Raw genomic sequence first — 20,366 nt, 5'->3', positions numbered from 1 at the left:
CCTTACGCCTCCGGCTCACGCATGCGATAACCCATGCCGCGCACGGTTTCGATCATGTCGATGCCCATTTTCTTGCGGAGCCGTCCGACAAACACCTCGATCGTGTTGGAATCGCGGTCGAAATCCTGGTCGTAGAGATGCTCTACCAGTTCGGTCCGCGAGACGACCTCGCCCATGTGATGCATCAGGTAGGCAAGCAGGCGGAACTCATGCGATGTCAGCTTCAACGGCACGCCGGCGACATCGGCCTTCGAGGCCTTGGTGTCGAGGCGTAGCGGCCCGCAGGTCAGTTCGGATGAGGCGTGGCCGGCGGCGCGGCGGATCAGCGCCCTGACCCGCGCCAGGACCTCCTCGATGTGGAACGGCTTGGTGACATAGTCGTCCGCGCCGGCGTCGATGCCGGAGACCTTGTCGCTCCAGCGGTCGCGGGCGGTCAGGATCAGCACCGGCATCTTGCGGCCGCCGCGCCGCCAGCGCTCGACCACGCTGATGCCGTCCATCTGCGGCAGGCCGATGTCGAGCACGACCGCGTCGTAGGGCTCGGTGTCACCGAGAAAATGGCCCTCCTCGCCGTCATATGCCCGGTCGACGACATAGCCGGCGTCGACCAGCGCATCCGATATCTGCCGGTTGAGATCCTTGTCATCCTCGACGACCAGTACGCGCATGCGAAGACCACTGCCTGTTGACCGATTGCTTCAGCTATAGGCCGATTCCGCCGGCCTGGGAAACGACGGGGGGTCAGTTCTGCGGGACGACGATCTCGGAGCGGCGCGGACGCTGCCCGTTCTTGCCCGGAACGAGCACGACGATGACGCAGACCGGCTGCCCGCCTCGCGTCGACTGCGAGGCCTTGGCAAGCGTCCCGCCATTCTGCTCGGCCACCTGCTGGCCGATCGCGTAGCAGTCGGCCGCCGCCACGACAATCGATTCATCCTGCGCGGCTGCCGGCGCAACGCTTGCCGGCACCGCAAGCAGCCCCGCGCAGAGCGCCAGGGTCGCGGTTCGGAAATGGGAGCGAAGCGTTCTCATGGCCAGCGTTGTAACGCATCGGCGCTGAACGTGAAATGAACGGTGATCGCCGCTGAAACCATGCTCGCCACCCCTGCAATGCGAGACAAACAAATTGAGATTTCACCGCCCAACCCGATGAAACCCATGAAGTTCCAGTCTAGACTCCGTTTCGTTCATATTGAAAGCGCGCGTCAGGCGTTTTCCTGGGTCAGCGCCCGAAAACGCAGCAGGCCGTGATGGACAAGCAGTTCCTCGTCATACCGCGCCTCGCTGAATTCGAGCGACAGGCGTGTCTGGCCGCGAGCGCCGACCTCCAGCACCGCGTCGGCAAGGCGCGCCTCGATGGCATCCATGATGGCCCGCGTTTCGGCTTCGCCATGGGCCTTCGACCAGACATGCAGCGTAATAAGTTGATCGTCGCGGTTCTCGGCCCCGGTGTCCCAGTCAAAGGCGCAGGTCTGGCCGCATGTCACATAGGGAAAGGCGACGTTGTCGGTTGGTTGTTCGCGCAGTCCGGCGCCGCCCAGCAGAGCCGACAGGGACGGATCGCTTTTTAGCCTCAGAAACAGTGCCTGTTGCAAATCGCCGGGCGCCGTCATCGTTTCTCCCTCACCCGGTGCGCTATCGACCCTGCTCGCCAGAAGCTCTTCCGCACTCCAGACGCTTTGCCATATATAGCCATTTACCGAACGAACACGATTGCCGATTCGTTGTCACGATGATGAATGTCGGTGATCTCGAAAATACGACTTCCCGACAATCTCGTCAGCGACGATGAATAGCGGGTATCCTTTGCGCACCGCAAGCATCAGCAACACCCGGCAGCGCAGCATTTCCTAATTTCAGGAGCTGACCATGCTCGATCCAGAAAAGGCCAGGGCCGCGTCGCGCCTCCTGGTAGGCCATTGGGACAAGGGCACCCGCCTCGACGCCATACCCGAGGAATTGCGGCCGAAGACGCGGGCCGAAGGCTACGCCATCCAGTCGCACGTCATGGATCGCTCAGTGGCTCCGCTCTTCGGCTGGAAGATCGCGGCAACCAGCCTGGCCGGCCAGCGGCATATCAACGTCGACGGCCCGATGGCCGGGCGCCTCCTCGCCGAGAAGGCGGTCGAGGTCGGTGGCTCCGTTTCCCTGGCGACAAGCAAGATGCGTGTCGCCGAGATCGAATTCGCCTTCCGGTTCGGCCGTCAGTTGCCGCCTCGCCCGGCGCCTTATGAAATCGGTGATGTAGTGGACGCCGTGGCGAGTTTGCATCCGGCGATCGAAATACCGGACTCCCGCTATGACGATTTCTGCGCTGTCGGCGCGCCGCAGCTCATCGCCGACAATGCCTGCGCCAATCTGTTCGTCATCGGCGAGGCGGCGGAAGACGATTGGCGTGACGTAGATTTCGCGAAGCACCCGGTGGCCGCTTCTGTCTCTGGAAGGTCGCAGCATATCGGATCAGGAGCAGCCGTGTTGGGCGATCCGCGTGTTGCGCTGACCTGGATCGTCAACGAATTGTCGGGGCTGGGCATAACGCTCCAGCCGGGGCAAGTGGTGATAACCGGCACCTGCGTGACGCCGATAAATGTCGAGGCCGGCGACGAAGTCATCGGCGATTTGGGCAGGTTCGGCCGGGTCTCGGTGCGCTTCTGCTAGCAGTTTTACCCCTGTGACAATCCCCTGAGGCAGACAGGCCCCCGGTCATTGTCCTCCACGCAGCCGCACCACAACGCTGCGCACTGCAAGCACCAGCACGGTGATGACGATCAGGATCACTGAAAGGGCCGCGATCGCCGGGTCGATATTGTCGCGCAGACCCATCCACATCAACCTGGGCAGCGTGATGGCGTTGACCGAGGTGATGAACAGCGTGACGCCGATTTCCTCCCAGGAGAGCACGAAGGACAGCAGTGCCGCGGTGACGATGCCGAATTTGATGTTGGGCATGATGATGCGCGTGGCGCGCTCCCAGACGGCGGCGCCAAGGCCACGCGCTGCGAGGTCGATACGGCGGTCAAGCTGGCTGAGGGAGACCAGGATCAGCACCGTGGCGAAGGGCACCGTCATCACCGAATGCGCCATGGCCACACCCAGCCAGGTGTCGTAGCCGAAAAAGGAACTGACGCCGGAGATCGAGGTGAGCAGGAAATAGAGCGTCACCGCCGAGACCACCGGCGGCACCACCATCGGCAACAGCACGAAGCCGACCAGAGCCGCGGTGAAGCGCGGCTGGAACATCCACACGCCAAGGCTGAAGCACAGTGCCAGCACCGTCGAGATGACACTGCTGACGATGCCGATCCTGATCGAGAGCAGGATGGACTGAAGCCAGCGCGGATCCTCGACCAGCGAGCGGTAGTGGCGCAGCGACAACTCGCCCGTTGGCATCGCCAGCATCCGGCTGGGCGTCAGCGAGACCGGGATCACGGCCAGCAGCGGCAGGAGCAGGAACAGCGCCACCATGACGGCGAGGGCAAGCGAGACGGGACCGGGGCGATAGGTCGGCATAGGCTACACCAATTGCTTCGGTCTGACGTAGCGGAAGAGCAGCGCCATCAGGATGCCGACGAACAACACCAGCACCACGCTGATGGCAGCACCCAGCCCCCAGTCCGGGCTCTGGAAGATGCGGAGATAGATCAATTCGGCGATCATGACGCTGCGGCCACCGCCAAGGATCGCCGGCGTGACGAAGAAGCCGAGCGAGAAGACGAAGACGATCAGCGCGGAGCCGATGATGCCGGAGCGCGTCATCGGCACGAACACCGTCCAGAAGGTGCGCATGCGGCTGGAACCCAGCCCGCGCGCGGCGAGCAGCACACGCTCGTCGAGGCTGCGCATGGAAGACGCCAGCGGAAAGACGGCGAAAGGAATGAGGAAGTGCGTCATGCCGACGATGACGCCGAATTCGTTGCGCACCAGCGTCAGCGGTTCGCTAATGAAGCCGATCGACTGCAGCCAGGTGTTGATCAGGCCGCGGTTGGAGAGAAGCGCCACCCAGCCGAAGGCGCGCGTCAGCACCGATATCCAGAACGGCACCAGGATGCAGAATTCGGCCAGCACCCGCTGCGCCGGGCTGCCGCGCACCCAGACCACGGTGATGGCGTAGGCAGCGGCAACCGATACAACGGTGACGATCGCCGCGATGCGCAGCGTGCGGACGAACACCGACTGTACCAGCGGGTCGGTTATCAGCGCGCCGTACTGGCCAAGCCCCGGCGTCGGCAGCGTGAAGCTCCACTTCACCACGCCGAGGAACGGCCAGGCATAGGCGAGGCCAAGGAACAGGAGCAGCGGCGCCATCAACAGCGCCGCGCCCATCCTATCCGAGAGAACGCCTCTCATGTCAGCCCAGCGCCGGTCAGGCGGAGATGATCTTGGTATATTCGTCCAGCGCCGCCCCGTAATTCTTGGCGTACCAGTCCATGTCGAGCGGGATCTGCTTCTTCATGTTCTCGGGATCGACCGGGTTGATGCGCTTCTTGTCGGCGGGAACCAGAGCGTCGGCAGCCGGGTTGGCCGGGCCCTGACCGAGCTTGTCGAACATGACAAGCTGCTTTGCAGGGTCCTGCGCGCTGGCGATGAACTTCATCGCCGCGTCCTTGCCGCCGGGGTTGTTCTTCAACACGGCCAGTGCGCCGGGCGAAATCAGGCCCTGGTCCCAGATGAACTTGATCTGACCGCCCGAATCCTGCTCGATCAGCGAGGCTCGCGTCGACCAGACGATCGCCATCGAGGCTTCGCCGTTGAGCAACACGCTCTGGCTTTCCGCGCCGCCGCCCCAATAGGCGACGACGTTCTCCTTGAACGCGGCGATCTTGTCATGCGCGCGCTTGAGGTCGAGCGGATAGAGCGACGCCGGCGCGATGCCGTCGGCGAGAAGAGCCGCCTCCCAGCTCGACACGCCCCATTTGTAGAGGGAGCGCTTGCCGGGGAATTTCTTCACGTCGAAGAAATCGGCCATGCCGGTCGGGGCATTGCTGCCGTATTTCTGCGAATCGTAGGCGATCACATAAGAGAAGAAATAGGTCGAGGCGGCGTAATCCCAGCCGAAACCCGGCCGCATCTTCTTCTTGTCGACTATTGTGTAGTCGATCGGCTCGAGCATGCCTTGCGCGCCAAGCGTGATGGCCGAGAACGGGTCGACGTCGACAAGATCCCAGGTCGGCGCACCGCTTTTAAATTGTGCCGCGATGGCCCCTTCGGTCGGGCCGGAGCCATCCATCTTGACGGTGATGCCGGTGTCCTTGGTGAAAGCCTGGCCATAGGCGGCGTCGTAAGCCGTGATGGCGTCGCCGCCCCAGTTGACCAGCACCAGTTCCTTCGCGGCGGCGAAGGACTTGGTCGAGCGCAGCAGCAGCGGCGTGCCGGCAAGCACGAGACCTGCAAGTTGCGTGAATTGCCGGCGCGAGATCTCACCGCGCCTTGTCCTTTCGGAGAGCGTTTCGATGGCCTGTTTCTTGGTATCGTTCATGTTAGTTCCCCTTTGTTTTCGTTGATCGAATCCGGAATCCGGTGCGGCGAATTCAGGCCGCGCCGGTGCTCATTGCCCTCCGTCCGGAAGGAGGAAACCCTTTTCCGCCGGCCAGGTCAGCCAGACGGAATTGCCTTTGCTGAGTGCCGCGGCCGCGACCTCGTTCGGCACAGAGACGGTCACCTTCGCACCTTGGCGTGTCGTAAGGTCGAGTTTGGTCGCCGCGCCCAGATAGGTCGATCCGATCGCGGTGGCAGCTATGCCGTTCTCGCCTGCCGCCGCCTCGCGCGCTATCGACATATGTTCTGGCCGGATCGCCAGGATGGCATTGCCATCCACTGCTTCGGCGTTGCCGCGCAGCTTGATTGCCCGGTCTTCGCAGAGCGCGGTCGCGCCATGGTCGGCGACGCGCACGCCCTTCAGCGGCAGCATATTGATCTCGCCCAGGAACTCGGCGACGAAGCGGTTGGCGGGCCGGTCATAGACCTCGTCAGGCGCTCCGACCTGCAACAATTTGCCATGGTTGAAGATGGCGACACGCGAGGACAGCGCCAGCGCCTCGCTCTGGTCGTGGGTGACGAAGACGAAGGTGGTGCCGGTCTCCTGGTGCAGACGTTTCATCTCGGCCTGCATCTGGCCGCGCAGGCTCTTGTCCAGCGCCGAGAACGGCTCGTCGAGCAAAAGCACGCCCGGCTCGAACACCAGCGCGCGGGCCAGCGCCACGCGTTGTTGCTGGCCGCCGGAAAGCTGCGCCGGCAGCTTCTTCTCGTGGCCGAGCAGACCGACGCGCTCTATCATCTCGCCGACGCTACGCTTGATCTCGGCGGCAGATTTCTTGCGAACCTTGAGGGGAAAAGCGATGTTTTGCTCGACGCTCATATGCGGGAAGAGCGCATAGCCCTGGAACACCATGCCGGCGGCGCGCTGTTCGGCCGGCCGGTCGGTAATATCGACGCCGTCGCTGAACAGGCGGCCCTCGCTGGGCTGCAGGAAGCCGGCCAGGATCATCAGGAAGGTGGTCTTGCCGGAGCCGGAGGGGCCGAGCAGCGTCAAAAACTCGCCGCGGCCGATATTGAGCGTCAGATTGTCCAGCGCACGGAACGAGCCGAAGCTCTTGCCGATCCCGTTCGCCTTGATCTCTGCGGCCCGGCCGGGTTGCTGCATCCTGCCTCTTCCTTGGTGGCTGGGGAAATCGTAGGCAGCGCGAAGGCTCACCGCAACCGAATAGTTTTCGCCTGATCGGCAAATTTGATTCATCTATAGCGAATGCCGGCGACGCTGGAGCCGCGAAATTCACCTCTCCTGGGGGAGATCAGTTGATCTCAATATGTCCGCAACCTGTTCTCCGATAGCTTCGACCTCAACCATCCCCCAAACGCCTCCAGCACAGGGTGACCCGCCTTGGCGTGCTCGGAAACCAGGAAATAGGAACGCGGCGACGGGATCGAGGTCTCGAACGGCTTGACCAGCCGGCCCTCACTCAGCGCCCGGCGGCTGGTCAGCTCGTCCCCCATGGCGATGCCCTGGCCGGCAATCGCCGCCGAGAAAACGAGGTTCATGTCGGAAAAGAAGATGCCGCCCTCGGTGTCGGGGTTCTCGACCTTGGCCAGCGCCAGCCAGCGCGCCCAGTCCTCCGTATCGCCAAGATGCAGCAGGTTGGCGCGCAGGACGTCGGCGGGCTTGGAAAAGCCGCCCACTTTGTTGAGTAGCGTCGGGCTGCAGAGCGGCGTGAACGAGATTTCGCACAGCAGTTCCACCACGCGGTTCGGCCAGTTGCCGACGCCAAAGGCAATGAAGGCGTCGGCGTCCGGATTGCTGACGTCGTCGAGCCGCCGGGGCGTCAGTATGCTCAGCGCCACGTCCGGATACATCTGCCGGAACTCGCCGATATGGGTGCACAAGAACAGCGAGGCGAAGCCTGGTGTGCATGAGACTGCGAAGGAGCCGCCGACCCCGGTGCCGGCGTTTTGCGCCACCGCGTCGCCGAGCACGGTCAGCGCCTTGCGCACGTCCGCGGCATAGCGCTGGCCGCGCGGCGTCAGCGCCACGCCCTTGCCGATGCGCTCCAGCAGATCGAAGCCGAGGTCGCGTTCGAGCAAGCGCAATTGATGGCTGACCGCACTGCGGGTGAGGTGCAATTCGTCGGCGGCGCGCCAGACGCTGCCATGACGGGCGAAACTGTCGAGGGCGCGTAGCGCCTGCGTCGATGGAATTCTCAAGAGGTGAACCGAATTTGCACGAACCGGGAAAACATATCACTTTTTGGCGAGCCGCTTCACTGCTTTCTTTGGCGCATGGAAAAACCGGTGACGACATCGGCGCAAGAAACCGCTCTTGCCTGCCTCGACGGCATCCAGCCGCTGCTGTCGGCCTGGACGCGCACCATCTTCGACTTCGGCGAGACTGCCTGGCGCGAGTACCAGTCGGCAGACTGGTATGTCGATCGGCTGAAGCGCGAGGGGTTTGCGGTCGAGGAAGGCTCCGCGGGCATGCCGACGGCCTTCTGCGCCCACTGGACCAATGGGGACGGTCCGACCATCGGCATGTATGCCGAATATGACGCCGTGCCCGGCAACTGCCAGGACGCTGCCACGGTGAGGCGGCCACGCCTCGGGCTCGGTTCCGAAGCCGGCGGCCATACCGATCCACACTCGGGCCTGGGCATGGCCAGCCTGGGCGGTCTGCTCGCCACCAAGGCCGCCATGCAGCGCCACGGCATTGCAGGCACGCTGCGCTTCACCGGCGAGCCGGCGGAGAAGGTGCGCGGCTCGAAACCGATCCATGCAGCCAAAGGCTATTATGACGGCCTAGCCGGCATGATCTCCTTCCATCCCTTCTACATGCTGCCGCTCTGCAACACTGCGCGCTGGGACACCCATTGCGGCGCTGCCTACGCGATGATCTATCGCTTCATCTGCGATGAGCCCGAGAATTGGGCACGCGCCGCCGGCGACGGCGCCCCGATCCCGCAAGCACATTCGGCGGTTCGCGCGCCCGGCGCCAACGACGCGCTGATGACGATGTACATAGCCTCCAAGGCGCTGCGCGATTCCATGCTGCCGCACCAGGGCGGCTGGTCGATCAGCGAGGCGATCCTGACGGCGGGCCAGGCCACCGCCGACAATCTGCCGGCAGGCCTTGCCGAGATCCAGTACATGATCCGTGTTCCGACCATCGCCATGGCCGAGCAGGTCACCGCCGTGCTCGACCGAAACGCCTCGGCCGCCGCCGCGATCAGCGGCTGCCGCTACGAACGGCACTGGGTTTCGAAGTCGCGGCCGGGGCTGGCCAATCATGCCATGGCCGGGATCGCCTATGAGGCGTTGGCGAGCGTCGGCCCGCCCCGCTGGGACGAGGCGGCGAAGAAGATCGCCCGCGAGATCCAGGTCAATGCCGGTGGGGTGGCGAGCGAAAACCCCTTCATCGACGAACTGGAGCGGCTGATTGCACCACAGGAGGCAGAGGCGATCCTGCGCCGCGACCTGCCGCCGTCGCAGGTGAACTCGACCTCGGACGACTACACCGACATGAGCTGGCACGCGCCGACGGCGCGTTTCTATGTCGCCCGCCCTGCCCTGCGTTCGGCAAACGGTCATGTTTTTCCAGCTTGGGCGATGAACGCGCTGGGTGGCATCCCGGCGACCATCGACCCGATGGTCATCTGCGCGGCGAAGACCGTCGCGCTATCCGCCCTTCGCCTGCTGGAAGACAAGGCCGCGCGCGACATGGCGATGGACGAGTTCGTCACCCGAACCGGCGGCGGCATTGGCGGTTCGACCTGGATCGCGCCGCTCTGCGACTACGATCCGCCCATCAACTTCCGCTGGCCGGAATATGTCACCACGCCGCGCGGCCGCGACTGGTGGATACCAAGCAAGCTATGACCGCAAACGCCCATACGAGGAGAACCGCATGACCGTTCATGACCGCATCATCGCCGAGCCGTTTTCGCTGCAGCGCCGCAACCCGGCCGGCGGCACCAAGCCGCTGACATCGTGGGGTTTCGCCAACGAGACCGACGTCTTGACCGACGTGCTGCTCGGCTCGCCCAATTTCCTGCGCCATCTCTCGACCAGCTCCCTGTCGCGCAAGCACCTGCGCGAGGCGCCCTGCAACATCCAGATCGCGCAGGCACAACACAAGGATCTGGTCGCGGCCTACGAGCATTTCGGCGTCAACATCCACTGGCACGAGCCGACGCCGGAGCTGCCGATGCAGGTCTACTCCCGCGATTCGAGCGTGATGACGCCGTACGGCGCCATCATCACCGCCATGGCCAATTGGTGGCGGCGCGGCGAGAATTACGCCGCCATCCGCACCTATGAAAAACTCGGTATCCCGATCTACGACATGGTCACCGCAGGCACCTTCGAGGGCGGCGATTTCAACGTCATCGAGGACGGCGTGGTGCTGATCGGCTGCGGCGGCGCCCGCACGCAGGAAGAAGGCGCCCGCCAGGTACAGGCCTGGTTCGAGAAGGAGGGCTGGGAAACACGTATCGCCTTCATCGACGAGTACTATGTCCATATCGACCTGATGGTGGTGCCGATCGCCGAAAAACTCACCGCCGTCTGCCTCGCCTGCACCGAGCCGGGGATCGTCGACTGGCTGAGGGGCAAAGGGCACGAGATCATCGACGTGCCGTTCCAGGACACGATGGCGCTCGGTTGCAACTTCATGTCGCTGGGCAAGGACAGGGTGATCGCGCCGACATCCAGCCAGTCGCTGATCGGTCAACTCAAGGCGCGCGGCTTCGAAGTGGCGGCCGTCGACATGAGCGAGATCTCCAAGACCGGCGGCGGCATCCACTGCATGGTGCAGGCGCTGAAACGCGAGGCGGCCTGAGCCCGGAACGGCAACCCCCATCTTCGCCGGCCTGATCAGCGTCAGGCGGGTGAATGGCGGTTTGTAACCGCCCCCATCAACAAACCCCGCAGGTGTGTCCTCGCCACCCTTGTGGGCGTCCGCAAATGGATGAATAGTCAGGGCGGCGTCGCCCTGAAACTGCCCGCTTGGTTTTCAGGCCGTGCCATAGCCGTCCGGGTTTTTGAATGGTCAGTCCTGAACCACGCAAGAGAAGAGGTGCGATCGCCGCTCGGCTGCTGGCGCTCGACGCATGGATCGATTCCTCTCTCTACGAGATCGGGTTCAAGGCGCGCCAGTTCTGGGAGGGCGCGACGATTTTCTCGCGGCGCTTTCGCGTCAACGGCTGGCGCCGTGGCATCGTCGAGCTGTTGAGCGAAGGTTTCACGCTTGGCGCCGGCGGCATCGTCGTCATGCTGGCGCTGGCTATTCCCGCCTTCCAGGACACGGCCGGCGACTGGCGCGCCCAGGGCGACTTCGCCGTTACCTTCCTCGACCGTTATGGCAACGAGATCGGCCAACGCGGCATCATCCAGCGCGATTCCGTGCCGGTCGACGAAATGCCCGATCATGTCATCAAGGCGGTGCTTGCCACCGAGGACCGGCGTTTCTTCGACCATTACGGCATCGACGTTCTTGGCCTGTCGCGCGCAATCTTCGAAAATGTGCGGGCAAACTCCGTCGTCCAGGGCGGCTCCAGCATCACGCAGCAGCTCGCCAAGAACCTGTTCCTGACCAATGAGCGCACCTTCGAGCGCAAGATCAAGGAAGCCTTCCTGTCGCTGTGGCTCGAAGCCAATCTGTCGAAGAAGGAAATCTTGCAGCTCTATCTCGACCGCGCCTATATGGGCGGCGGCACATTCGGCATCGAGGCGGCGGCGGACTTCTATTTCGGCAAGAGCGTCAAGGACCTCAATCTCGCCGAGGCGGCGATGCTTGCAGGCCTGTTCAAGGCGCCGACCAAATACGCGCCGCACATCAACCTGCCGGCGGCGCGCGCGCGCGCCAATGTGGTGCTGTCCAATCTCGTCGATTCCGGCTTCATGACCGAGGGCCAGGTGCTGCAGGCAAGACTGCATCCGGCCGATGTCGTCGACCGCGGCGAACAGAAGAGCCCCGATTATTTCCTCGACTGGGCCTTCGACGAGGTGAAGAAGATCGCCAAGCCCGGGCAGCACTCGCTGGTGGCGCACACCACCTTCGACGCCAACATCCAGAAGGCTGCGGAAGAGTCGGTGGAGTTCCACCTGCGCCAGTTCGGCAAGGAGTACAACGTCACCGAAGGGGCCGTGGTGGTCATCGAGACCAACGGTGCGGTGCGCGCGATCGTCGGCGGCCGCGACTATGGCGCCAGCCAGTTCAACCGCGCCACCAAGGCGCTGCGCCAGACCGGCTCCTCCTTTAAGCCCTACGTCTATGCAACGGCGATGGAGCACGGCTTTACGCCGAATTCGATCGTATCAGGCGGGCCGATCAGCTGGGGCAGCTGGTCGCCGCACAATTACGGTGGCGAGTCGGCGGGCAAGGTCCCGCTGATCGTGGCCATGGCCAAGTCGATCAACACGGTGCCCGTGCGGCTTGCCAAGGACTATCTCGGCATCGGGCCGATCAAGGCGATGGCGGAATCATTCGGCGTGGAATCGCCGCTCGAAGCGCACAAGACCATGGTGCTCGGCACCTCGGGCATGACCGTGATGGACCAGGCGACGGGCTACAGCGTGTTCGCGCAGAACGGCTTCGTCGGCTCCAGGCATGGCATCACGCAGCTCGTCACCCGCACCGGCGAGGTGGTCTACGATTTCGCCAAGGATGCGCCGCCGCCGCATCGCGTGCTGTCCGAGCAGGCGCTGAAATCGATGAACACCATGCTTGTCGCGGTACCGGCGATGGGTACCGCCAGGCGCGCGCAGATCCCCAACATCGTCGTCGCCGGCAAGACCGGCACGACGCAATCCTACCGCGATGCCTGGTTCGTCGGCTTCACCGGCAACTACACGGCGGCCGTCTGGCTGGGCAACGACGATTTCACGCCGACCAAGAACATGACAGGCGGCTCGCTGCCGGCGATGGTGTGGCAGCGGCTCATGGTCTATGCGCATCAGAACATCGACCTCAAGCCTATCCCCGGCATCGACAAGCCCTTCGTCGACGAGGAGATCGCGGCCAAGGCCGCGGAAGCGCAGAAGAAGAGCGAGGAACAGGCAGCGGCCGATGCCGCCGCCGAACGGCCGCCGGTGCTGTCCAGCCGGACGACACAGACGCTCAGGGACATGACCCACCTGTTCGAAACGGCGCGCAGGCTCGGTGCATCGGCTCCGCCCGAAACGCTGTCGGCGCTGTGATCGCGGCGCCTCTTCCCTTCTGCCTTCGGGAAGATGGAAAAGCCACACCTTGCGAATCCGCGTCCTGCGGCTTGCCACACGACCCCGCGCCGCGATATCCCCGAGCGGCAATTCTTCATGCGCCCGGCCTTTCATGCTCAAGAACGCCTTCCTGACGCTGCTTTCGCTTGCCATAGCCATCGGCGGCGGCGGCGCCAGCGTCTGGTATGCGCTGAAAATGCAGGACGGCGTCGGGGCGATCAGGATCGGCCAGTGGACCGCCTTTCCCGATATCGGCACACCCGCAGCCGACCCCTATTCCAAGGCCCGCGTGGCGCGCGAGGGCGTGCTCGCGCTCGGCCGCGCCGAAGGGCTGTCCTTTGTCGCCGAGGAGGACGCAGCTGGCGGAGAACTCAGGCGCGAATGTACCTACACGATCGAAGGCGGATTTCCGACCGCCCGATTCTGGACCCTCTACGCCGCCGACCAATCGCTCGGCGTGGTCGAGACCGGCAAATCGCGGCTTGCCGCGCTTCAATCCTATGGCGTGCTGCGCCAATCCGACAATTCGGTGCTCATTTCCGTCGGCCATCACCCGATGCCCGGCAATTGGCTGCTGACCGACGGTTCCGGCAGGATGTATTTCGTTTTGACATTCTACGACACGCCGATCGCCAGCAGCACCGGCCTGTCGGACGTTTCGCTGCCCAAGATCACCAAGGTCGGCTGCGATGCGTAGTGTCTATGCCGCGACGCGCAGACTTCTACATGCCGTCCTGCTCGGCCTCGTCGGCGCCGGCATCGTGCATATCGTCGTGCTGCTTCTGGTGCCTGAATTCTCGGAACGCGATGCCTGGTCGCGGCTGTCGATGACGTCGGATCTCTACCGGATGACCCGGCTCGATGCGGAGGCGGGCGGCGCGCCGGTGGTGAAATCGGTCGACCCGCTGTTTTATGCGACGGCTTGCCGGTTCGACCTCGATGAGGGAATGGTGAGGATCAGGGCGCCGGGCAATGTGCCCTTCTGGTCGGTGTCTGTCTATGACCGCAACGGCCACAACATCTATTCATTCAACGACCACACGGCGACCGGGGGCAAGCTGGATGCCGTGGTGCTGACGCCGGCGCAGATGATCGACATACGCAGGGACCTTCCCGAGGAGCTTCAGGGAGCGATCTTCGTCGAAGCGCCGATCGACGAGGGCATATTCGTCATCCGCAGCTTCGTGCCGGACGACAGCTGGAAGTCGATCGTGTCGCGCTTTCTGGAGCAGAGTTCGTGCGAGCTGCAGGACTTTTAGACCGCGGCCCGGACAATCCGCATCACAACAATCAAGGGCGGTGCCGCAGGGATGATTCGCGCCTCGGCCTCAAGAACGTTCAGTGGTGCGGCACTGGCGCGCGTGGCGATCCCGGCTTGTCAGGGCCGGCGGGCCGCGCTTCCCCCGCGGCGGACCGCTCATAGCGGATGCCGGGAAAGATGATTACCGCCGCCGGTATTTCGGTGGTTTGCTTTGCTCGATTGGTTGGTGCCGTTCTCGGCACGAAAGACAGTACCATGCCCATGGTTCGCGTATTCCTCTCGGTTGCCCCGGAGCACAACGCAACGCCTCCAAATATCATTAAGGCCGGCAGAGGGTTAACGGAGCGCTAACGGATCCCAGCTAACTTGATCTTTGTTTTTGGCAATCGCGAAACCGACACGGTTCCGGTCGAGCATGGTCAAGCGTGTATAGAGTATCGGGCGTATCCCTCGTGTCATCTTCGGACTTCAGGCAAATCGCGGCAGGGACGGAATCAGGAAAGGCCGAAAGGCTGTTCCGCGCAGCGGTGTCTGCGTTCTGCTCGCTCACCCGGCCATCCCGCCGTGAAATTGGCCAGCTCGAAGATCTGACGCTGCCGCTGTTCGACAACGTGTCCGCCGAATCGCGCCGCTACGTGGCGGCGGCCCTCTCTGAATGCGAATATGCTCCGGCCGGGCTGGTGCGGCGCCTGTGCGAGGAGCCGGTGGGCATCGCCGCCCCCTTGCTCATCCGCTCGCGCGCAGTCAGTGACATCGACCTCATTGCGCTGATCGGCCGGCACGGGCTGCCGCATGCGCGCGCGATCGCGCGCCGCAAGAACCTTAATCCGACTATCGCCGATCTGATCAGGGCACTGGAAAGGCCGACGCTGGTGCGGGTGCGCGATCCGGAAGCGGAAGCCTCTCCGGCACAAACCGCTCCCTCGAAGGCGCCGGCCGCCGACAGCGCGGCGAAGCAGCAGACGCCGGGCGTTGGTGCCGAAAATGCGCGGCGCAGACTGCGCTCCATGATGCGGACCGGCGAGGAGGCGCAGGCGGCGCAGGTCGATCCGTTCACCGGAGCCGACACCTATGCCAAATTGCGCGAGACGGCGCTGACCGGAAACGCCGCCTTCTTCCAGACCGCGCTCGCCGATGCGCTCGATATCGATTTCTCGACGGCCAGGTTGCTGACGGCGAACCAGAATTACATGCCGCTGCTGGCGGCGCTGCGCTCGCTCGACCTCAGCGAGGACCGGGCATTCCTTATCACGGTTGCCGTCTACTCCCGCGAGTTTCCGCATCCGCAGGCGATCCGCACCTTTCTCGATCGCTACCGGCTCCTGCACCGCGACGCGGCGCTGGACAAGGTGCGGGAATGGAAGGCCGTGACCCTGTCCGATGTGGTTCGCGACGCCGCCCCCACCAACAGCGCCAGCCGCGAGGCGTCGAACAGTGACGATGCAGCGGCCTTCCCTGGCCTCAGGACATCTTCACGGAAATAAGCTCCTCGACAGGAACAGCGCCGGCCTCGATCTCAACCACCCAGATGTCGGGATCGAATTTCTTCTCGCGTTCCAGTCTGGCGTCCAGCACCGAAGCATCGGCGGCGGTGGCGAGAAGGCTAAAGAAACGGTCGTCGGGCTTGGCCGAATCGTAGCTCGTCTGTGGCGCCGGCCCATAGAGAGCGATTTCACCAAGCCGGCTCCGCGTTAGAACGAACACGGCGCCGGCTTCGGTCGCGCCGCGCTTGACCACGGCGGCAAACCCGCCCGCGCCGAAAACCCGACGCAACAGGGCCGATACCCAGAGATCCGTGGTCACGCGCATGAGAAAAGTCCGGACAGCATGCGGGCTATCTATCGGTATTTACACCGCTGGGCGAGCCGTTGTTTGCGCCGTCAGTTGGTCAGGCCGATCTCGCGCATCTTGACATAGACCAGTTCGTCGGGCTCGCCGGTCTGCGGCAGGCCGAACAGCGACTGGAATTCCTTGATGGCCGCCTTGGTACGGGCGCCGACGACGCCGTCGAGCTGCATGTCGTCATTGCCGAAGGCCTTGAGCCCGGCCTGTATCTTGACAATGCGAGGATCCGGCGCTTGGGAAGCCGTATCGGTCTGCAGCGACACTGGAACCGCCTGCGACACTTCGGGACGCGGTTGCGGTTTCGGCACGGCGGCGGTTTTCGGGGTCGCGCCCAGCTGATCGAGCAGCAGCGCGTCGATCTCGCCGGACGTGTTGAGCCCAACCTTCTGCTGATAGGCCTGGATCGCCTTGCGCGTGTTGGGTCCGGAAATGCCGTCGACCGTGCCGGCGTAGAAATCGAGATCCTTCAATATGCCCTGCACCTGCTCCACCACCGGATCGCCCTTGACCGGCGCCGGCGCGGTACCTGGCCGCACGATGTTGAAGGTGGTCTCCGGCTCATCAGCGGCCGCGTGCGGAACGCCCTGCATGCTGCGGGTCGCGAAGAAGGCGCCGGCATGCGGAAAAGGCTGGTACCACAGCGCATTCGCCGAAACGTAGAACAGCGTCACCAGGAATGCCGTCGACCCTCCCGCCAGGACGGGATTGCGCGAAATCATGCCGCCGATGGCGACGGCTCCGTCCTGGAAGGCGTTGCTGCGGCGCTTGGCCGCCTTAGGCTGTTTTGCGGAGCGCGCCATTTCCGTCCCCTTTCGCCCTGGCCAGCGGCATCGTCAGCACCCCGGCCTTGTCCGCCGGCCGCCCTTTCGGCCCGTTCACCGGCAGGCTGATGGTGACCGTGGTGCCCTCGCCCGGCATGCTTTCGATCGACATGGTGCCTTCGTGCAGCGCCACCAGTCCCTTGACCAGCGACAGGCCAAGGCCGGTCCCCTCGAAACGACGGGTATAGTCGTTCTGGATCTGCATGAACGGCTTGCCGAGATTGGCGAAATCTTCCTCGGCGATACCGATGCCGGTGTCCCGCACCCAGAAATGCAGGCGCGAACCGATCCGCTTGGCACCGACGACGACATCGCCGCCATCGGGCGTGAACTTGATCGCATTCGAGACGAGATTGATGAGGATCTGCTGCACGGCGCGCCGGTCGGCGTTGATTTCGCCGGCGTCCGGCGCGATCTGCGCCTTGAGATCGATGTTCTTGGCCTGCGCCTGGAGCCGCATCATCTGCTGACACATGTCGACGGCTTCCATGAAGCGGAATGGCTCCGGTTCGGTCGCATAGACGCCCGATTCGATCCGCGACACGTCGAGAATGGAGGTTACGACGGCAAGCAGATGCTGGCCGGAATCGCGCACCAGACCGACATATTCCTTCTGCCGTGGATCCTTGAAGGCGCCGAACATCTCGTGCAGCAGCATGTCGGAGAATCCGATGATGGCATTGAGCGGCGTGCGCAGTTCGTGGCTCACCACCGCCAGGAAGCGCCCTTTCGCCACTTCGGCGGCGGCGGCCGCGTCATTGGCGGCGCCGAGGTCTTCGCGCAACCGGGCGACCTCGTCGTTCTCGCGCAGCACAAGCGTGAAAACGTCGCCCTGCTCCTGAGCGCGCATCAGTTCGAGCGAAAACGGCCGATAGTTGTCTGCCGCGCCATTGCCATTCTGTCCATTGCCGTCCTGCGGCAGCCTGACGCGCAACTCCAGCCTGCGCGACAGCGCCCCGTCTCGCATGTCGGCCAAGGCACTGAGATAGGAGACGCGATCCGAGAGATGCACGCGATCGAAAAGCCCGGTTCCGCAAAGCAGTTGCGGGGGCAGCTTCAACAGCGTACGCGCCTTTGCCGAGGCATCGATAACCTCGCCATGGCGGGCGACGCGCAGGACCACCGCGTCGATCATGTCTTCCAGACGATCGCCGGTGTCCCCTACGTCGGCCGCAGCCGCCGTGTTGCGAACCGCCGATATACGCGGCACCAGCGTCAGCGCCCAGGCCAATGGCAGCAGCCAGTGCCACGCGGCGATCGGCACCGCGGCGTGCGGGAGGACGGTTGCCGTCACAGGCTGCAACAGAATGGCGACGACGGCGCAGACGGCTCCCCACAGCGCTGCGCGGCGCGAGGCGCCGATCCACCAGGCTTCGAACGGCAGCGCCACGAAAAGCATCGCGACCGGAGAGCTCAGCCCGCCGGCAGCGGCAACAAGACCGGCGAGCGCAAGTCCCGCGATCGCCAGCGCGGCCCGGCCGGCCAGATCCATCCTGCCGGTCGCGGCCACCAGCAAGGCGATGAACCAGCAAAGACCAAAGGCCGCGAAGATGGCGGCCACGGTGACGGCTGCGCCCATGCCTGACGTGACGAGCGTGACCGCGGCACCGGCGGCAAAGAACGGAGCGGCCAGCATGGCGCCGATAAAGCGACGCTGACGCTCGCGGTCGTCCAGCCCAAGAATGGAGGGATGGACCATACGTTCACAACCGGCGGCCATTGCCCCAGGCAATTCAACGTATCTGGCCTTGATCGGCATCAACTCAACGCACCCGCACTCGTCGTGAACAGCTCTGCTTTTGCAGATCGTTTTGATTGACTCTGAAACTCGCACCCAGCCTTTAAAGAATGGATAAGGCAGGGCCGACCCAAGGCCCGGCCCACGGCGAATATCGGGATGGGAGCGCCCGAAAAGGCGGGCAAATGCCACCATAGTAAACGGAGGGTTATCCGCAGGGGCCGCCCGCAGCGTGGCCAGCCGCAGCGCACCGACCGCCTGATTTTGTGGAAAACGCAACAGAAACAAAGGAATATATGGCTGATGGATGATAAGAAAAATGGTTCCAATCTGAGACAAATCGACAGCAAAACGCTTCGTTTCGAATTTGCCTCAAATTTGAAGAAAATTCTCGGCTAACCCGCAAGCCGTCCTTTGCGCCTGTGTGCCAATATCCCGCCCACAAAAGAGGTCATGCTCATGGCTGCATGATCCGGTCACGACAAGAGGCGAGCATGTTCTTCCTGATGAGAATGGCTTTCTGGTTTTCGCTGGTGCTGCTGGCACTGCCGCTGGGCGTCGGTCCCGGCGAGCCGGGCCAGGAAAGCGTAGGACCGATCCAGGCCCTGTTCGCAGCCCGCGACGCGGTCGGCGACATCGCCGGTATTTGCGAACGCAAGCCCGATGTCTGTGAGACCGGCAAGTCGGCAATGCACACCATCACCGCAAGGGCCAAGGAGACAGCCAAGATCGCGGCCGCCATGCTGGACGACAAGTCCGCAGGCCCCGACATCTCCACAATGACCGGCAGCGTTCCCGAAGAAGTCGTCTTGCCCGAGACAGTCAACCTGCCGGTAAAGAATTAAGCCGTTTCGACGGCGCACCGCGGGCAGTCTGCCTCTCGACGCCCGCGGTGTTTTTGTTTTTCCGTGACGCGGCGACGGTGGATGACTATATCCCTGTCATGACGACCACGATCCAGACGATCCGCGACGACTTCTCATTCCTTGACGAATGGGAGGACCGCTATCGTTATGTCATCGAACTCGGCGAGGCGCTGCCGCCATTCCCGGATGAGGAACGCACCGCCGCCAACAAGGTGCCGGGCTGCGTCAGCCAGGTCTGGCTGACCACCGAACGGGGACCGGGCGGCGATCCGGTCATCACCTTCAGGGGCGATTCGGACGCCCATATCGTACGCGGGCTGGTGGCGATCATGCTGGCGCTGTTCTCCGGCAAGACCGCCAGCGAGATCCAGAAAATCGATGCGGAAGCGACGCTGAAGGCGCTCGGCCTGGACGAGCACCTGTCGCCGCAGCGCGCCAACGGCCTTCGTTCGATGGTCAAGCGCATCAGGCGCGACGCAGAGGCCGCACTCGAGCAGACGGCCTGATATCGCCTCCGCGATCAGCCGATCGCATCATACCGCGCACTGGTACCAGCGCTGTCCGGCCCGGCCGGCAAAGTAAAACGGCGCCCGAAGGCGCCGATGTCGATCGTTGAACCTTCCGTCCGGCTCTATCTATCGTTTGAGCCGCATTCTGCGATACCAAGTGTACTCACCTGGCAGCAAATGCTTAGCGGGCCTTGCGCTTGCGGCCGAGCCCCATCTTCTTGGCGAGCTGGGAGCGGGCGGCCGCGTAGTTCGGGGCAACCATCGGGTAGCTCGGGTCGAGGTTCCACTTTTCGCGATACTGATCCGGCGTCAGATCATAATGAGTCATCAGGTGACGCTTGAGCGACTTGAACTTTTTGCCGTCTTCAAGGCAAACGATGTAGTCGTCATGAACCGAGCGCTTCGGGTTCACTGCCGGCTTCTGCTTGTCGGCGGGCGGCTGTTCGGCGGTTCCGCCCACACGCCCGAGAGCAGCATGGACATCGGAGATGAGGTTCGGCAGTTCGCCGACCGGCACGGGATTGTTGCTGACATAGGCGGCCACCACGTCGGCGGTCAGCTCGATCAGCGCGTCGCTGTTTCTGGAAGGTGTTTCGACAATATCCATGGTCTTCAGGCCCCAAC

22 protein-coding genes are annotated in these 20,366 nt (G+C 63.7%); 10 read left to right on the top strand and 12 right to left on the bottom strand.

The genetic code is table 11. The features are described 5' to 3' along the window. Nucleotides 1-2: 2 nt before the first annotated feature. The 3 genes from FJ426_RS05925 to FJ426_RS05915 form a co-directional block, all read right to left on the bottom strand. The gene (locus tag FJ426_RS05925) at nucleotides 3-668 is read right to left on the bottom strand and encodes a response regulator transcription factor (RefSeq protein ID WP_140494700.1); all 666 of its coding nucleotides are present in this window, start codon (nucleotides 666-668) and stop codon (nucleotides 3-5) included. Between the two features lie 73 nt (nucleotides 669-741). Then, a complete protein-coding gene (locus FJ426_RS05920; protein WP_140494702.1) occupies nucleotides 742-1,032 on the bottom strand; it encodes a hypothetical protein in 291 nt (96 codons plus the stop codon). Between the two features lie 173 nt (nucleotides 1,033-1,205). Next, complete coding sequence (locus FJ426_RS05915; protein WP_140494704.1) at nucleotides 1,206-1,613, bottom strand: DUF3168 domain-containing protein; 408 nt, start codon at nucleotides 1,611-1,613, stop codon at nucleotides 1,206-1,208. A gap of 256 nt (nucleotides 1,614-1,869) precedes the next feature. Here FJ426_RS05915 and FJ426_RS05910 point away from each other — a divergent pair, with 256 nt between their 5' ends. Continuing rightward, a complete protein-coding gene (locus tag FJ426_RS05910) occupies nucleotides 1,870-2,658 on the top strand; it encodes a fumarylacetoacetate hydrolase family protein (protein WP_140520722.1) in 789 nt (262 codons plus the stop codon). A gap of 45 nt (nucleotides 2,659-2,703) precedes the next feature. On the opposite strand, the gene FJ426_RS05905 is transcribed toward FJ426_RS05910, so the two are convergent. From FJ426_RS05905 to FJ426_RS05885, 5 genes are all read right to left on the bottom strand, one after another. Further along, complete coding sequence (locus tag FJ426_RS05905) at nucleotides 2,704-3,510, bottom strand: ABC transporter permease (protein WP_140559436.1); 807 nt, start codon at nucleotides 3,508-3,510, stop codon at nucleotides 2,704-2,706. A gap of 3 nt (nucleotides 3,511-3,513) precedes the next feature. Further along, complete coding sequence (locus FJ426_RS05900; protein WP_140559435.1) at nucleotides 3,514-4,347, bottom strand: ABC transporter permease; 834 nt, start codon at nucleotides 4,345-4,347, stop codon at nucleotides 3,514-3,516. A gap of 16 nt (nucleotides 4,348-4,363) precedes the next feature. Then, nucleotides 4,364-5,476: an ABC transporter substrate-binding protein gene (locus tag FJ426_RS05895; RefSeq protein ID WP_140494711.1), complete on the bottom strand. Its 1,113-nt coding sequence runs from the start codon at nucleotides 5,474-5,476 to the stop codon at nucleotides 4,364-4,366. A gap of 69 nt (nucleotides 5,477-5,545) precedes the next feature. Then, nucleotides 5,546-6,640, bottom strand: a complete 1,095-nt coding sequence (locus FJ426_RS05890; RefSeq protein ID WP_140494713.1) for an ABC transporter ATP-binding protein — start codon at nucleotides 6,638-6,640, stop codon at nucleotides 5,546-5,548. 158 nt (nucleotides 6,641-6,798) lie between these two features. Beyond that, the gene (locus FJ426_RS05885) at nucleotides 6,799-7,695 is read right to left on the bottom strand and encodes a LysR substrate-binding domain-containing protein (protein WP_140553936.1); all 897 of its coding nucleotides are present in this window, start codon (nucleotides 7,693-7,695) and stop codon (nucleotides 6,799-6,801) included. Between the two features lie 75 nt (nucleotides 7,696-7,770). Between FJ426_RS05885 and FJ426_RS05880 the strand changes: the two genes are divergently transcribed. The 6 genes from FJ426_RS05880 (at nucleotide 7,771) to FJ426_RS05850 (ending at nucleotide 15,447) form a co-directional block, all read left to right on the top strand. Then, nucleotides 7,771-9,360, top strand: a complete 1,590-nt coding sequence (locus tag FJ426_RS05880; RefSeq protein WP_181168499.1) for an amidohydrolase — start codon at nucleotides 7,771-7,773, stop codon at nucleotides 9,358-9,360. A gap of 28 nt (nucleotides 9,361-9,388) precedes the next feature. Beyond that, nucleotides 9,389-10,321, top strand: a complete 933-nt coding sequence (locus FJ426_RS05875) for a dimethylarginine dimethylaminohydrolase family protein (RefSeq protein WP_140559433.1) — start codon at nucleotides 9,389-9,391, stop codon at nucleotides 10,319-10,321. A 206-nt stretch (nucleotides 10,322-10,527) separates the two neighbouring features. Then, nucleotides 10,528-12,681, top strand: a complete 2,154-nt coding sequence (locus FJ426_RS05870; RefSeq protein ID WP_140520727.1) for a penicillin-binding protein 1A — start codon at nucleotides 10,528-10,530, stop codon at nucleotides 12,679-12,681. 133 nt (nucleotides 12,682-12,814) lie between these two features. After that, the gene (locus FJ426_RS05865) at nucleotides 12,815-13,399 is read left to right on the top strand and encodes a DUF1214 domain-containing protein (RefSeq protein ID WP_140520728.1); all 585 of its coding nucleotides are present in this window, start codon (nucleotides 12,815-12,817) and stop codon (nucleotides 13,397-13,399) included. Beyond that, the gene (locus FJ426_RS05860; protein WP_140520729.1) at nucleotides 13,392-13,961 is read left to right on the top strand and encodes a DUF1254 domain-containing protein; all 570 of its coding nucleotides are present in this window, start codon (nucleotides 13,392-13,394) and stop codon (nucleotides 13,959-13,961) included. The genes FJ426_RS05865 and FJ426_RS05860 overlap by 8 nt, the downstream gene beginning before the upstream one ends. 454 nt (nucleotides 13,962-14,415) lie before the next feature. Next, nucleotides 14,416-15,447 carry a hypothetical protein gene (locus FJ426_RS05850; RefSeq protein WP_140629390.1) on the top strand — a complete coding sequence of 344 codons (1,032 nt, stop codon included), beginning with the start codon at nucleotides 14,416-14,418 and terminating at the stop codon, nucleotides 15,445-15,447. On the opposite strand, the gene FJ426_RS05845 is transcribed toward FJ426_RS05850, so the two are convergent. The 3 genes from FJ426_RS05845 to FJ426_RS05835 all read right to left on the bottom strand — a co-directional run bounded on the left by FJ426_RS05845 (nucleotide 15,425) and on the right by FJ426_RS05835 (nucleotide 18,328). Next, complete coding sequence (locus tag FJ426_RS05845) at nucleotides 15,425-15,772, bottom strand: DUF1491 family protein (RefSeq protein WP_140494737.1); 348 nt, start codon at nucleotides 15,770-15,772, stop codon at nucleotides 15,425-15,427. The two genes, FJ426_RS05850 and FJ426_RS05845, sit on opposite strands and share 23 nt — an antisense overlap. Before the next feature lie 71 nt (nucleotides 15,773-15,843). Further along, entirely contained in the window at nucleotides 15,844-16,608 is a 765-nt protein-coding gene (locus tag FJ426_RS05840; protein ID WP_140520732.1) for a peptidoglycan-binding protein, read from the bottom strand. Beyond that, nucleotides 16,583-18,328, bottom strand: coding sequence for a PAS domain-containing sensor histidine kinase (locus tag FJ426_RS05835; protein WP_140520733.1), 1,746 nt, complete (start codon nucleotides 18,326-18,328; stop codon nucleotides 16,583-16,585). Before FJ426_RS05835 ends, FJ426_RS05840 begins: the two co-directional genes overlap by 26 nt. Before the next feature lie 198 nt (nucleotides 18,329-18,526). On the opposite strand from FJ426_RS05835, the gene FJ426_RS05830 reads away from it, so the two are divergent. From FJ426_RS05830 to FJ426_RS05820, 3 genes are all read left to right on the top strand, one after another. Next, entirely contained in the window at nucleotides 18,527-18,766 is a 240-nt protein-coding gene (locus FJ426_RS05830) for a hypothetical protein (protein WP_140520734.1), read from the top strand. Nucleotides 18,767-18,861: 95 nt separating this feature from the next. Further along, a complete protein-coding gene (locus FJ426_RS05825; RefSeq protein ID WP_140517959.1) occupies nucleotides 18,862-19,212 on the top strand; it encodes a DUF5330 domain-containing protein in 351 nt (116 codons plus the stop codon). Between the two features lie 98 nt (nucleotides 19,213-19,310). Next, complete coding sequence (locus tag FJ426_RS05820; protein WP_140495047.1) at nucleotides 19,311-19,739, top strand: SufE family protein; 429 nt, start codon at nucleotides 19,311-19,313, stop codon at nucleotides 19,737-19,739. A gap of 184 nt (nucleotides 19,740-19,923) precedes the next feature. Here the strand turns inward: FJ426_RS05820 and FJ426_RS05815 are convergent, their stop codons facing one another. Then, nucleotides 19,924-20,349 (bottom strand): MucR family transcriptional regulator, encoded by a 426-nt coding sequence (locus FJ426_RS05815; RefSeq protein WP_095089970.1) that lies wholly within the window; start codon nucleotides 20,347-20,349, stop codon nucleotides 19,924-19,926. Nucleotides 20,350-20,366 lie beyond the last annotated feature (17 nt).

This window comes from Mesorhizobium sp. B2-6-4 (assembly GCF_006441495.1).
Taxonomy (GTDB): Bacteria; Pseudomonadota; Alphaproteobacteria; order Rhizobiales; family Rhizobiaceae; genus Mesorhizobium.
This window is presented reverse-complemented; position numbering and strand designations above follow the sequence as displayed.